We start from the raw sequence: 13,605 nt of genomic DNA on the forward strand, positions 1-13,605 counted from the left end.
CAAATCAAAGAGGCGTTTGCAACACATTTGTAATGTCTGTTCGCTAGATTGCCGCGCGTGCGAATACTGTTCATTTCGGATGTCTACGCACCACGTGTCAACGGCGTGTCGACGTCCATCGCGACATTTCGCCATGACCTCGTGAACGATGGCCACCATTGTACGCTGGTGGTGCCGGACTACCCGGCGGCCGGCGAGGCCGGCGACTCATCGATATTGCGAGTACCTGGCCGCCTCGTGCCTGGCGATCCGGAAGATCGCCTGATGAAATGGCGCGCTTTGCGCGGCGTGTTGCGCGATCCGCTTTGCAACGACATCGATATCGTGCATATCCACACGCCATTCGCCGCTCACTACGCAGGTGTGCGTCACGCACGGCGCCTCGGCGTCCCGGTGGTCGCGACCTACCACACCTATTTCGAACACTACCTGCAGCACTACCTGCCCGCCATACCGATCGTCGCGGCGCGATCGCTCGCGCGCTGGTTCACGCGGCGCCAATGTGCCGAGCTCGATGCACTGATCTCGCCGTCGAACAGCATGGCCGATGCCCTGCGTGCCTACGGCGTGACCACGCCCATCGAAGTCCTGCCGACCGGGTTGCCAACGCAGAGCTTCGATCGCGGCGCCGGGCTTCGATTTCGGCAGCGCCATGGCATCGCGCCCGGGCGACGCGTCATGCTCTATGTCGGTCGCACCGCGCACGAGAAGAATATCGAGTTTCTGGTCGACATCGCGGCGCAAGTGCGCCAAAGCGTTGCCGATGCGCTGTTGGTCATCGCGGGCGAAGGTCCCGCATTGCCGCAGCTCATGCGCCGCGTCGGCGAACTCGGCATGGACAATCATGTCCAGTTCATCGGCTATCTCGATCGGCGGCAGGAACTGCTCGACTGCTATCACTCCGCGGATGTATTCGTGTTCGCCTCGCGCACCGAGACGCAGGGACTCGTGCTGCTGGAAGCCATGGCACAGGGGACACCGGTGGTATCGACCGCGGTCATGGGCACCAAGGACGTCCTCGCGGGCGCCGAAGGTGCTGTCGTGGTGCCCGAGGAGCGCACTGCATTCGCAAATGCCGTGGTGCAGCTCCTCAATGACGGTGGCACGCGAAGTCTCCTCGGCAATCGCGCGCGGCTCGATGCGCGGCGCTGGGCGTCGCGTGCCATGGCCCTGAGGCTCGGCGAGTTCTACCAACGGGTTGCGGCGCGTTATGTGGAGCGGCCTGATGCGCTCGTCGCTGCGAAAGCGTGACCCAATCGGGGTTTCATCGAAGTTTCGCTGGGATGTCACCAGAGCGTCATCGGGTGGAACGATAGTGCCGCCCATGGAATCGACGGTGTTTGCGCGACTCGATCGTTTCGAATACCGGCTTTGCCGAAAAGCCAATGCGCTGGCGCATTTCGTTGCGATTCGTACCGTGTTCAGACTCGTGAGTCGCCTGGGCGATGGTGTTCTCTGGTATGCGACCATGCTGGCGCTGCCGCTGGTTTACGGACCAGCAGCGATTGCGACGTCGCTGCGCATGTTGGTCGCCGCCGCGCTGGGACTCGCGCTTTACAAATATCTCAAGAATCGCTGGGTGCGCGAGCGCCCCTACATCAACTCGCGTGACATCGAATGCTTCAAGGCACCGCTCGATCGCTACAGCTTTCCTTCGGGTCACACATTGCATGCGGTGAGCTTCACGACGGTGCTCCTGCAGGGCTATCCGTCGCTGGCGGCATTCTTCCTGCCCATTGCGATCGCCATTGCGCTGTCCCGTCCCGTGCTGGGCCTGCATTATCCGAGCGACGTCCTGGCCGGCGCGGGCCTTGGGTTTGCGATCGCATTGCTGGTATTGCGCCTGCCGTTAGGGTTTTGAGCCGGGTCGCAGGGGTTCGCCGGCCGTGCCGGCCACGCAGCGTTGATAGAACACCACGTCGAGCGCGATCGGCGATCGCTGGAGCCAGATGACCGGGCCTTGCGGACCCGACTCCGGACCGCTGTGCGCGATGCCGCCGGGGCGCCAGAAATAGCCGCCCTGCACGTAGTTCCCGATGACGGTGCGGGCGGGCAGGCACTCGGCGAGTCGATAGCTGCCTTCCATCAGGTAGCCTTCCTCCGGCATCGAATGCACTTCCCAGGGCACGGTCATGCCGCCTTCGAGCTTGACGTACCAGGTGCGTGCCGTGGTGAAGGGATCTTTCTTCAGGTGCATGACCTTGAGATCGGCCGTGGCGCCGGCGCTGCGCGCCAGCGACGCAGGTTGCCAGCGAGCCGGATCGAAGCGAGTGACATAGGCGCCACGCTGCTGCTGACGGCCAACCGCCGCCGCATCCGCTGCCGGCGGATCGAAGAAGACGAGTGCATGTGCACCATCGCGGCTGCCGAGCGATGGCGGCGAGCGCCCGGGCGGCACGAAAGCAAAATCGTAATGCGCAAGCGCATCGGTACCAAAGGTCAGGCCACCATCCAGCACGATGACTTCGACCGACTGTGCCAGAGCGGGAAGTCGCCGCGCGTGCCAGCCGCGCGGAAATTCCACATAGGCAGCAAGCCGCCCGCTGCTGGAGTCTTCGCTCAATATCCGCGCGCGTAACGACGGCCAGCGCCGCAGACTCTGGTACGGCAGGGATTGTTGCGCGATGTAGCCAACGAAATTCGCTTCCCTGACTGGTGCGTTGACCTCAACCGAGGCTCCGCGGGCGATTCCGGCAAGAACTGCGAGCGATAGTGGAATCAATGCCTTCATGTGCGCATGATAAAAAAAGCCCCGCAGTCGCGGGGCTTCAATTTTCGAACTCTGCTTGTCGACTCCGGTCAATCGTTGTCAGCTTCTGCCGGCCAACCATCTGGTACGGCATCAAAACCCACCGCAGACGTCTAAATCCTTCTTCAGGCCGAAATACCGGACGCCGTCGTCCGACTAAACCCTAGGCCGTCGCGTCAGTTCGCGACTGTATTCCCGGAAACCCGCCAAAATGGGCGGCGCTCCGCCTGTGTCTGCGTCGATCCCTCGAGCTTCTTCTCTGTCCCCTTTTCGCATCAAACCGAGAAGGAGACAGGCTGCGCAATTCCAGCAATATCAATGCCAGTCTGAAAAATCGCTGATAAACAAGCAACTTATCAGGTACTGCGTAGCCGCGAGTCGAAGTCATTGTAAACCTCTGCGACAGCCTTGGGAATGTCTTATGACAGCGACAGTCGCATCAATGCAACAACGGACCAAGATCGATGCGAAACACGACGCCGCGGCCATCGCCCCGGTTGCTGGCGGTGGCCGAGCCGCCATGAAACTCGGCGACCTGCTTGACAATGTACAGGCCGAGGCCGAAATGCGGTTGCCCACCGTGGCTGTCGGGGCGCGATTGCCACATCGACTCGAACAGCAGGTTCTCGGCCCCCGCAGGCAGGGGTTGGCCATGATTCGCGACTGACAGCACGGCGTGATCGCCATCGCGCGTGAGGCCGACAGCGATCTCGCTGCCGGGTGGCGCGAAATCAACCGCATTTTCAATGAGTTTATCCAGCATCTGGCCGATCAACTCCGCCGAACCCATGATGGCGAGTGGCGAGTCATCGGCGTCGGGCGTGAAGCCGAAACGGTGCTGCGCAAATGCTAGGCGATAGCCCGCAAGCGCCCCTGGCACCCACTGCGCCAGGTCGAGCGGCTGCTTTTCCGCCTGCGCGATCGCGTCCTCGAGTCGGCCGGCCGCGCCCATCGCGCTCACGATGTGTCCTAGTCGATCGATGCCCTGGTTGGCGCGCTCGATATACGGCGCAACCTCGGACTTGCCCGCCTCGGACTGCAGGTTATCGAGCGAGGAGCGCACGATGGCGAGCGGCGTGCGTATCTCGTGCGCGAGTTTGCCGGCGAGCGTACGCAGGTATTGTGTATAGCCCATTTGCCGCCGCAACAGCCTGGCAAAACTGCGTGCGACGCCACCCAGTTCATCACCCGCCTGCTGGTCGGGAATCGCCGCGATGTCGAGATTGCCGCGCGTATCGAGCGCATTCTGGGTGGCGCGCGCAAGCCGCGTCAGACGCAGACCCAGCCAGGTCGCAAAGCCAAGTGTTGCGAGCAGCGCGAGCAGTGTCGCCGAAAGCGTCAGATTGAGGAGCCGTGACAAGGCACGATCGCGCAGGATGAGCCAGCGATCCGCCGTCTGCACGACACGCAGTACGCCGATGACGTCGCGGCCGTTGCCATCGCGCACTGGCGCAGACGCCGCAACCACGAGTCCGCCGCGATCACCCGTGCGCAGCAATGCCGATGCCGCCTCGCCCTTTGCCGCGCTGCGGCTGTCCTCGTCCGCGAGCTGCCGCATGCTCGAGCGCGCCTTCGGCAGGCGCTCGACGTTGGCACGCAGCATGCGTCGATACAGGCGCGCGAGCAGCGTTCGGCGCAATGTGTAATCGGTATTCACGAGGGTCGCCTGCGGCTCGGCAAGGACAGCGCCCTGGGGCGTCGCGAAAGAAATGCGCATACCGGGCTCGCGGAACTGTGCAAGATAGCCTTCGAGCTCGCCAGCGGGCATCACGAGGCGTCCGCCGGCTTCGAGGCTGGCGGCATCGAGGGAACCGTAGGACTGCGCCTTCGCGCCGCGCTGCTCGCGATCATCGACGAGCAGGCCGAAGTAACGTCCCACCATCGAGGCGGGCATGCGCAGCTCCACACTGTAGCCCTCGTCGGTAGGTCGCCAGACGGTGTCTATGCGCGATTCATCCACCGCAACCTTGCGCCCGTAGTCGCGGGCCTCGATGTGGCGCGCGTGACCGGCACCGACCAGCCCGGCGACGAAGTACTCCTCGGCGCGTCCGGCCGGATCGTCGAATCCGATCCACAACCTGTCGCCGAGCGTGCCGGCATCGAGTGCCGATGCGGCATTTCGATCCTGCACGACGGTCTTGTCGGCCACGGTTGCGAAGACATAGAGAAACTGCTCGTGCCGGCCGACGAGGAAGCGAAGCTCGTCGCCATCGGGCGAGCGAAACCGGCGCCAGTGACTCGCATCCGTGACCCAGTCATCGACCAGTCCGTCGAGATAGGGTGGGCCATTGAGAGGCAGGACGTCGACGTCGCGCGCATCCGGCTCGGCGCGTGGCGGTTGGCCGCGATAGAGCAGATCGTCACGTCCCTGCAACGAGCTTGCGATGCTGCTTGCGATGGCGCGCAACGACTGCTGCTCGCTCTCGCGCAGTACCGTTTCCATTTCGCGCGCGTACTGGCAGCCGGCCCACGGCAGCACCAGTGTCAGCGCCGGGAGCAACAGGAGTTTGGCGCGGATGGTCACGGGCAGCGGCTACTCGAGCCAGCGATAACCCATGCCGTAGACGGTCTGGATCGCATCGAAGTTGCCATCGCAGGCCTGGAACTTGCGGCGAATACGCTTGATGTGCGAGGTGATCGTGCTGTCATCCAGTACCACGTTGGCCGCGTCCATCAGTTGCTGGCGGTTCTTCACATGCCCGGGGTGCTGCGCGAGCGCGTGCACTATCCAAAGTTCGGTGAGCGACAGGTCCACCTCCTTGCCCTGCCAGCTCGCCTGCATGCGATCCATGTCGACGGCGAGCGCGCCACGCTGCATGGCCTGGGCACTGTCCGGCGGCTGGCGCAGCGCATCGACCCGGCGAAACAGCGCATTGATCCGCGCGATCAGGTGCGCAAGTGACAACTCCTTGGTGAGAAAATCATCCGCACCCAGGCGCAGCCCCGACACTGCATCGATCTCCGAGTCGCGCGCGGTGAGAAAGATGATCGGCAGCTCCGCGGAACGTGCGCGCAGTTCGCGGCACAGTTCGTAACCGCCTTCGGGTTCATCCTGCAGGGAGATGTCGACGATTACCAGGTCGGGCAGGCGGGCCGCAAAAGCCTCGAGCGCCGACCTGCGGTTTGCATAGCCACGCACGCTATAGCCCTCGCGCGCGAAGGCGGCTGTGTAGTTCTCGCGAATGGCTGCTTCGTCTTCAACGATGGCGATGGTGCGTCGCATGGCCGAAGTGTAGCCGCTCGCGGGTGCTGCCGGGAGCGCGCGCCATCATTTGCCAGCATCTGCCCGCGGCCGGGCGCATCGGCCCCGGTCAATGACCGTGCTCGAGCTCCACCAGCTCGTAATGCGTCTGCATGTAGCCGGCGACCTGCCCGCGCAGGAAGAGAAAATCGCCGTCATTGCTGCACCAGACATCGTAGGGCGGATGCTCCTCCGGGAGCTCGGCGTTCGAGACGAACTGGTAGTGCAGCGCATCGAAAGTGCCTGCCGCCACCGTGATCTTCTCCTCGCCCACGTACACCAGATCGAGTCCAATGGAGTAGAGCATCGGCCCGGTGGCACCGCGGTGATCGGGCGACGACAGCAGGATCTGCTCGATGCGCTGGACGACGCCGGGCCGGTTGCGATCGATCAGCCGCAGGTGCCAGGCATCGCAGGCAATGGCATGGTTCTGGAAGGTACGCAGAGGCTTCGCCAACGTCATGGTCTGCGAAATGCGTCCATCGGCCGCGGTCCAGGTCTCGCATTCGGCCTCGTCGGGTCGAAACCGGAACCATCCTGAACCAGTGAAGCGGTCATTGACCGATATGCGCACGAAACAATCCGTCGGCATCCAGTCGCGGTCGAGCGAGTAGCTGATGTCACGCATCACCGAGGGCCGATCGTCGATTTCGCAATGCGCGATACAGCTGCGCGTGCCATCGCCGTGCACGTCGATACGAAAATACTCGCGGCCGCGTTCCTCATCGAGGCGTTCGGGCTTCTTGCTGGTGTAGAGAATCTTGCCGCGCACGCTGCGTTGATCACGCTGCAAAATCGGAAGTTTCGCGCTCATGCCGCTGTCCCCGCAGTTGCTTCGAAGCCGGGCATCATAGCGAGAGCGGCTGCGGAAAAAACAAAACCCCGGCATTGCCGGGGTTTCGTACCACTCTATGGATCAGGGAGGATGGCTTATGCGCTGCGGCGACGGCGCGCCGAGGCGAAACCAAAAGCCAGCAGGCCTCCGCCCAGCAGGGCAAGAGTTGCGGGTTCTGGCACATTGGCCGGCTCGTCAACCTGCTGCACGGGCGTGCCGGGCACGTTGACCGAACTCAGGCGCTGCAGCAGCAGATTGAGCCACTGCGAGGCAAAAAGCGGGCGACCCAGCTCGCCGAGTTCTACTGCACTGCCGAGATCGAAGTTGCCATAGCCGCGCCAGCCAAGGACACTTCGGTCATAGGCGACCACGCTGGCCTGCTCGGGCAGGGCGATCTTGAGAGTCGCCAGGCCATAGCCGCCGGCAACCGCCTGGTCCGGCAGCTCCTTGAAAATCGGTGCGGCGCTTGCAAAGAGCGGCGCCATCAATAGCACCGGCAACGCCAGAAAGAGGGACTTGCGACTCGTCCTTGTCATGATCTTGAATCCTGTAACCTGTCTGAAAATCGACTGCCACACTATAGCAAGATCGAGGCCATCCCATGAATTAATTATATAATTCATAGGGTTATAGGTTCACTATGTCAAATGACCGGCCCGTACAGACGCCATTTTGTAAGAAAATCCGACGTCCCTAGACTGGCAACAAGAGTTCGCCACGCCGCTGCCATCGTGAAAACCACAGTTGCTGCAACACACCACGGGCGAGGTTGAAGGCGAGAAATGCAGCCCACAGGCCATCGTTGCCAAAGTCGCGCGAGAGGGCCCAGACCGGCAGGAACACCGCGCCGACCGCGATCAGCATGCTGGCCCCCATCGCCCGATGGCGGAGCGCACCGATGAAGACGCCGTCGTAGTGAAAAGCGAGCGCCGACAACGGCGCCAGGGCGGCGACCCATGGCAGATGTGTCGCGGCGATTGAGCGCACGTTGTCGAGGTCCGTGATCCAGCCGAAGAGGCGGGGTCCGCCGCCCAGGTAGAGCGCGCTGAGCGCGAGCGATGATCCCAGCGACCAGGCGAGGGCATGGCGATTGATGAGGCGCAGCTCCCCGGCGTTGCGCTCTCCGATCGCCTGGCCGACGCCGGCTTCGGCGGCATTGGCAAAGCCGTCAAGCACATAGGCCGTGCAGTACTGCATGTTGATCAGGATGGCATTGGCCGCAAGGACTGCATCGCCAAGCCGTGCGCCGGCTGTCGTCATGAACGCAAACACGAACATCAGCGCGAGTGTGCGCGCGAAGAGCACGGCGTTGGCGCCGAGTAGCCAGCGCATATCCTGCCTGAGCTCGCGCAGCCCCGTCGGCCAATGGCCCGCGAGACCCCGCACCCGCCGGCCGAGCAGCACGAGGCCGACGGCCGCACCGAAATACTCCGCCGCGAGTGAGGCCCAGGCGACGCCCTGGATGCCAAGATCGAACTTCAGCACCAGCAGCAGATCGAGCAGCAGGTTGAGGCCGTTGGCAGCGAGCACCATGACGAGCGGCCCGCCGCCGCTGCCCATGCCCACCAGGGTGCCGATCAGGACGTAATTGCCGAGGCTCGCTGGCGCGCTCCACAACCGCAGGTCGTAGTACTGGCGCGCCAGTGTCGCAACCGCCTCGCTGGGGCCTATCGCCTCGATCCCAAGTGCGAACAGTGGTTCACGCAGCAACAGCAACAATCCGGCGAGCGCGAACGCGAACAGCAAGCCCTGCGCGAGACTATGGCGAAGGCGCGAGCCGTCTCTCGCGCCAAAGGCCTGCGCAGAGCGACCGGTACTTACAATGCGCAGGAAATTGAGCGCGGTGAAGAGGAAACCGAACAGCACCGTGTTGACCGCGACCGCGCCGATGAATGACGGGCTGCCAAGTCGGCCGACCATGGCGGTGTCCACGAGACCGATGGCGGCCGGCGAGAGGTTCGCCAGGATCATCGGTACGGCGATTGACAGGATACGGCGATGACTGGCGCCGTCTCGCGCGGCCACTAGAAAGCGTTGATGCCGGTCAGCTCGCGGCCGATAGTCAGTTCGTGAATGGTCTCGGTGCCTTCGTAGGTGATGACGCTCTCGAGATTGAGCGCGTGACGGATGGGCACGTACTCGGCACTGATACCGGCGCCTCCCAGCATGTCACGCGCATCGCGGGCGATGTCGAGCGCCATGCGGCAGTTGTTCCACTTGGCGAGCGAGACCTGTGACGGTGTCATGCGATTGCGGTCCTTGAGGCGGCCGAGTTGCAATGACAACAGCTGTGCCGTAGTGATGCGTCGCGCCATGTCGGCGAGACGCTGCTGGATGGCCTGGTTGGCGGCGAGGGGGCGGCCGAACAGCTCACGCGTCGCCGTGTACTCGAGCATTTGCGCAAGACATGCCTGGGCCGCTCCGATCACACCCCAGGTGATTCCATAACGGGCCTGGGTCAGGCAGGACAGCGGCGCTTTGAGTCCGACCGTACTGCCCGGCAACATCTGCTCCTCGCTCAACACGACGTTGTCGAAATAAAGTGCCGAGGTGACCGAGGCGCGCAGGCTGAATTTGTTTTCGATCTCTGGCGCGGCAAATCCCTTGGTGCCTTTCTCGACGATGAAGCCGCGGATCCCTTCCTCGGTTCGTGCCCAGACCACCGCGAGGTCGGCGATGGCACCGTTGGTGATCCACATCTTCGAACCATTCAGGACCCAGTCCTTGCCCTTGCGTTTGGCGTGGGTCTTCATGTTGGCCGGGTCCGAGCCGCCCTGCGGTTCGGTCAGCCCGAAGCAGCCGATCAGTTCGCCGCGCGCCATGCCCGGCAGGTAGCGCTCTTTCTGCGCCTCGCTCCCGAAGCTGTAAATCGGGTACATGCACAGCGACGACTGGACGGAGACGAAGCTGCGCACCCCGGAATCGCCTCGTTCGAGTTCCTGGCATATCAGGCCGTAGCTGACGGCATTGAGACCCGCGCAACCATAGCCCTCGAGCGAGGATCCCAACAGGCCGAGCGCGGCGAGTTCCGCGACCAGCTCGCGCGGAAACCTGTGGCGCTCGAAACATTCGCGGATGATCGGCAGGACTCTCTCATCGACGAGCCGCGCCACCGAGTCGCGCACCATGCGCTCATCGTCGGTCAGGAGGCTGTTGACGTCGTAGAGGTCAAGTGGATTGAGTGCTTGTTTTCCGGCCACGGTCATCTCCGAATATTGCAGGCGAATGATAGCCTGTCGTCAGGACGCGGGCGATGCGCTTTGCCAGCCGTCAGCTTCCGCGATACAGCGCCGGTAGTGTGCGCGGCAGTGAAGGCAAAGCGCGATACCGATCGTGGCCGCGGTGAAAGCGACGATCGCGAGCGAATAGTTGAGCTTGAGGTCATCGCGAAACACGTACTGCGTGAGCGCCGCGACCGCGTTCGGACCGACTGCGAAGCCGATCAGGTTGAGCGTGAAATAATAGAGGGCAATGATCTGCGCTCGCATCGTGGACGGTGCGATCGCCATGACGGCCGCTGCGCCCGCCGCGGTCGGTATCGCGCCGCCGAGTGTTGCCGGTATAACCATCAGCACCGCGAGCGTCGGGGTTGGCATCAGCGGCAGGAGCGTATAACCGACGATGAGAAAACCGAGGCCGATCAACACGACCCGCAGGTAGCCGTCGGCATGGCGTTTGCGCAGGACATCGCACAGCCAGCCGCCACCGACGACGCCGATCAGCCCGAATACGATCAGCAACAGACCGCGCCAGCGGATGTAATACCCATAGTCGGCATCGCTCAGACTGAAACTTCGCCGCAGGAATTCCGGTACCCAGTAATTGACCCCGTAGGCCATGATGGCAATGCTGGAAAGTCCGATGAACAACACGACGTGGCTGCGCCAGCGCTGCCCGACGAACCGCAATGTCGCCCACACCGAACTCGGTGGCGCCGCGGTACCCGCCGTGCCGGTGAGGCGGTCGCGCCTCACGGGCTCGCGGATGGTGAGGATCAGCAATGCAACGATGAGCCCTGGCAGGCCGACCACGACGAACATCAGTTGCCAGGGATCGAGCGTACCGATGAGCGGCAGCGTGGTCGCCCCGCCTGCGATCAATGCCGGGTAGAGGCTGCCGCCGATGATATTGGCAATGCCGCCGCCGCCAGAGACTCCAGCCGTGTAGAGCCCGATGGCGCGTCCGACACGGTCGGGCGGAAAATAGTCCTTCAGCAAGGACAGCACCGGCGGCGTCAGCGCCGCCTCGCCGACGGCAACGCCGATGCGGGCCGTGAACAAACCCCAGTAGCTGTCGGCAAGGGCGCAACACACCGTCGCCAGGCTCCACAGGACGACACCGGTGAAAATAACCAGGGTGCGCCGGCCGCGGTCTGCCAGCCAGGCGATGAAGATTCCGCAGGTTGCGTAGAACAGTGCGAAGGGCACGCCGAGCAGCGTGCCGATCTGCACTTCGCTCAACGCCAGCTCGCGCTTGATCTCGCCGACCAGGAGCGACAGCACGTCGCGATCGATGAACGAGAGGATATACGCAAGGAGGAGCACGACCACGACATACCAGGCGTACGCAGGACGTGGATAAGCCGTTGTCGCGTCAGTGTTCAAGCCGCTGCTCCTTCACGTTCTCCGCCAGGTCATCGAACTGGATCATCTGCGCGAGCGGCTCGCGCTTGAGCAGGGCGCCGGCCTCGCGATCGATCAATGCGTTGATGACCTGCACGCCCGCATCGCGCGCGGCAACCTGCAGCGCCTGGTCCAGTTCGTCCGTCGTGGTGGCCCGGTGTCCCGTCGCGCCGAAGCCGCGCGCGACCAGTTCGTAGTCGAGCGCAGTGAGCTCCGTGTTGACGCTGCGCCCAAGCGCGCGCATCTGGCCGTGGTATTCCGTGCCCCAGGCGCCATCGTTGCCGATGACGATCGTCAAAGGCAGCGCAGCCATGACCGCTGCATGCAGTTCCGCCGGGTAGAATCCGAATGCGCCGTCACCGGTGGTCATCATGACCCGGCGCGCGGTGCTGCCATTTTCGCGGGCAATATCGCGAGCCGCAGCCGCGGCACCGACCGCAAGCGGCAGCGCAGAACCCATTGCGCCCATTGGATAGTGATCGAGAAAGCCTGGTGCACGCTTGACGGCAATCGCGCCATACATCCAGGTCTGGATATCCGCGCCGTCGCCGACAACGATGGCATCGGCATCGTTCGATGCGGCGACCCGGGCTCCAAGCGCCAGGGGATGCAGCGCCGCGCCCGGCCTGGATGCGAGGTCCTGCAGGAATCTGCGGCGCGGTTGCAACGCCTCCCCCAGCCAGTCGCGGCGTGCCGCAGCCGGGCCCGGCAGCGATGCGAGTGCGCGCAGGAGGGCTTCGCAACTTCTGCCGGCATTACCGGCGATCGGCACGTCGATGCGCCGGTTGCGCGAGAATTCATCGGCAACGATATCGATCTGAATGAAACGCGCGTCGGCGGCGAAGCGCGGCGGCAGTCCAAAACCGAGTCGCTGCTTGAGCCGCGCGCCGACGACACAGACGACGTCCGCGTGGCACGCCGCGATCTGCGCGTAGGGCCAGTTGAACGAGTGCTGCCAGTCCTCGGCGAGGAGACCGCGGCCGAGCCCGTTGCCCGCTACGGGAATGGCGAAACGTTCGCTCAGTTCGCGCAGCGCCGCGCCGGCTCCTCCATAGCAGGCGCCGGCACCGGCTATTAGCAATGGACGCTTGGCGCCGGCAAGGAGTCCGGCCGCCGAGGCGATCGCCGTCGAGGCCGGCCCGGGCGGTTCGGCGAGGCGCGGTGTCGGTAACGATGCTGCCGACTCCACGATCGCACCAAGGTAGTCCGCCGGAATCTGCAGCACCACGGGCCCGCGCCGTCCGCTCAGTGCGTGCTTGGCTGCGCTGTCGAGGTACTCTGCAAGCCGCGCGGCGCAGGGAACCCGGCGTGCCCATTTGACGAGGGGTGCGACCATGGCGAGCTGATCGCCATCGATCTCCGCATCGGCTTCGGTCCAGGAATCGGGGAGTCGCGCGACCAGCACCAGTACCGCCGAGCATGCGTGGAAAGCGGTAGCGATGCCGTTCATTGCATTCGGCAGGCCCTGCTCGCCGACGATCAGTGCGACACCGAGGCGCTGGCTGATGCGCGCGTAGCCGTCCGCAGCTCCGACGCAGCCCGATTCATGCCGGGCGCCAACGATGGCGACGCCGGCGTCGGCGAGTGCGAGCAACAGGTGACTGTGCGAAGCGCCACCAAGTGCGAAGACGGTTCGAACGCCGTGCCGCTGCAGGCGCTCAGCAATCGCCTGGCCGCCGTTGACTTTCAAATGCTGCGCCGCTGCTGGTACCCGAGCGCGGTCGCGACCAGCCACAGCGGGCCGATCAGGAGAAACTGCAGATCCTTGAAAAAGGACGGCCTGGCACCTTCGACATGATGCCCGATGAACTGGCCAATCCAGGCAACGACGAACACGACCAGAGCCACGGGCAACACGGGCAGGCCACGCGCGGAAGCTGACGCGATGCCGACCAGCATCGCCACGAGCGGGAGCAGGGCGACGACCGCGAGACCAGGCGCGAGGCGGAGGTAATAAACAAAGGCGCCGAGCACAGCGAGCGTTGCGAAATTGAACCAGGGCGACAGCGCCGCGAGTGGTGGCGGCACAGGCAGCTCCGACAACATCGCAAGTACCGCGAGTACGATCGCGGGCACGCAGAGCCAGTGCAGCCGCTTGTTGACCGGATTGCGGTGGCTCGCGGCGTATTCGTTCAGCCACTCTGTCGCTGTGCGCATG

At 64.0% G+C, this 13,605-nt stretch carries 12 protein-coding genes; 2 read left to right on the top strand and 10 right to left on the bottom strand.

Annotated elements, in window-relative coordinates; genetic code table 11:
* Positions 1-57 precede the first annotated feature (57 nt).
* The gene (locus R3E77_02090; GenBank protein MEZ5498200.1) at positions 58-1,251 is read left to right on the top strand and encodes a glycosyltransferase; all 1,194 of its coding nucleotides are present in this window, start codon (positions 58-60) and stop codon (positions 1,249-1,251) included.
* Between the two features lie 73 nt (positions 1,252-1,324).
* Positions 1,325-1,861 carry a phosphatase PAP2 family protein gene (locus R3E77_02095; protein ID MEZ5498201.1) on the top strand — a complete coding sequence of 179 codons (537 nt, stop codon included), beginning with the start codon at positions 1,325-1,327 and terminating at the stop codon, positions 1,859-1,861.
* Here R3E77_02095 and R3E77_02100 read toward each other — a convergent pair.
* The 10 genes from R3E77_02100 to R3E77_02145 form a co-directional block, all read right to left on the bottom strand.
* The gene (locus R3E77_02100; protein MEZ5498202.1) at positions 1,850-2,731 is read right to left on the bottom strand and encodes a hypothetical protein; all 882 of its coding nucleotides are present in this window, start codon (positions 2,729-2,731) and stop codon (positions 1,850-1,852) included. The two genes, R3E77_02095 and R3E77_02100, sit on opposite strands and share 12 nt — an antisense overlap.
* Before the next feature lie 457 nt (positions 2,732-3,188).
* The gene (locus R3E77_02105) at positions 3,189-5,273 is read right to left on the bottom strand and encodes an ATP-binding protein (protein MEZ5498203.1); all 2,085 of its coding nucleotides are present in this window, start codon (positions 5,271-5,273) and stop codon (positions 3,189-3,191) included.
* A 9-nt stretch (positions 5,274-5,282) separates the two neighbouring features.
* A complete protein-coding gene (gene pdsR / locus R3E77_02110) occupies positions 5,283-5,972 on the bottom strand; it encodes a proteobacterial dedicated sortase system response regulator (GenBank protein MEZ5498204.1) in 690 nt (229 codons plus the stop codon).
* Positions 5,973-6,060: 88 nt separating this feature from the next.
* Positions 6,061-6,804, bottom strand: a complete 744-nt coding sequence (locus tag R3E77_02115; GenBank protein ID MEZ5498205.1) for a hypothetical protein — start codon at positions 6,802-6,804, stop codon at positions 6,061-6,063.
* 116 nt (positions 6,805-6,920) lie between these two features.
* On the bottom strand, positions 6,921-7,361 hold the full coding sequence (locus R3E77_02120; protein ID MEZ5498206.1) for a PEP-CTERM sorting domain-containing protein: 441 nt from the start codon (positions 7,359-7,361) through the stop codon (positions 6,921-6,923).
* Positions 7,362-7,518: 157 nt separating this feature from the next.
* A complete protein-coding gene (locus R3E77_02125) occupies positions 7,519-8,850 on the bottom strand; it encodes an MATE family efflux transporter (GenBank protein MEZ5498207.1) in 1,332 nt (443 codons plus the stop codon).
* On the bottom strand, positions 8,850-10,025 hold the full coding sequence (locus tag R3E77_02130) for an acyl-CoA dehydrogenase family protein (protein ID MEZ5498208.1): 1,176 nt from the start codon (positions 10,023-10,025) through the stop codon (positions 8,850-8,852). The genes R3E77_02125 and R3E77_02130 overlap by 1 nt, the downstream gene beginning before the upstream one ends.
* Before the next feature lie 39 nt (positions 10,026-10,064).
* Positions 10,065-11,429 carry an MFS transporter gene (locus R3E77_02135; protein ID MEZ5498209.1) on the bottom strand — a complete coding sequence of 455 codons (1,365 nt, stop codon included), beginning with the start codon at positions 11,427-11,429 and terminating at the stop codon, positions 10,065-10,067.
* A complete protein-coding gene (locus R3E77_02140; protein ID MEZ5498210.1) occupies positions 11,419-13,137 on the bottom strand; it encodes a thiamine pyrophosphate-binding protein in 1,719 nt (572 codons plus the stop codon). The genes R3E77_02135 and R3E77_02140 overlap by 11 nt, the downstream gene beginning before the upstream one ends.
* Positions 13,134-13,604, bottom strand: coding sequence for an Mpo1-like protein (locus tag R3E77_02145; GenBank protein ID MEZ5498211.1), 471 nt, complete (start codon positions 13,602-13,604; stop codon positions 13,134-13,136). The genes R3E77_02140 and R3E77_02145 overlap by 4 nt, the downstream gene beginning before the upstream one ends.
* Between the last annotated feature and the right edge of the window lies 1 nt (position 13,605).

The sequence above is a fragment of the Steroidobacteraceae bacterium genome, assembly GCA_041395505.1.
GTDB lineage: Bacteria > Pseudomonadota > Gammaproteobacteria > Steroidobacterales > Steroidobacteraceae > JAWLAG01.

Bases quoted from the DNA above. Each gene is read 5' to 3' on its own strand.
- R3E77_02100 (MEZ5498202.1), bottom strand. From the start codon at position 2,731: ATGAAGGCATTGATTCCACTATCGCTCGCAGTTCTTGCCGGAATCGCC.
- R3E77_02095 (MEZ5498201.1), top strand. From the start codon at position 1,325: ATGGAATCGACGGTGTTTGCGCGACTCGATCGTTTCGAATACCGGCTT.
- R3E77_02145 (MEZ5498211.1), bottom strand. From the start codon at position 13,604: ATGCGCACAGCGACAGAGTGGCTGAACGAATACGCCGCGAGCCACCGC.
- R3E77_02115 (MEZ5498205.1), bottom strand. From the start codon at position 6,804: ATGAGCGCGAAACTTCCGATTTTGCAGCGTGATCAACGCAGCGTGCGC.
- R3E77_02120 (MEZ5498206.1), bottom strand. From the start codon at position 7,361: ATGACAAGGACGAGTCGCAAGTCCCTCTTTCTGGCGTTGCCGGTGCTA.
- pdsR (MEZ5498204.1), bottom strand. From the start codon at position 5,972: ATGCGACGCACCATCGCCATCGTTGAAGACGAAGCAGCCATTCGCGAG.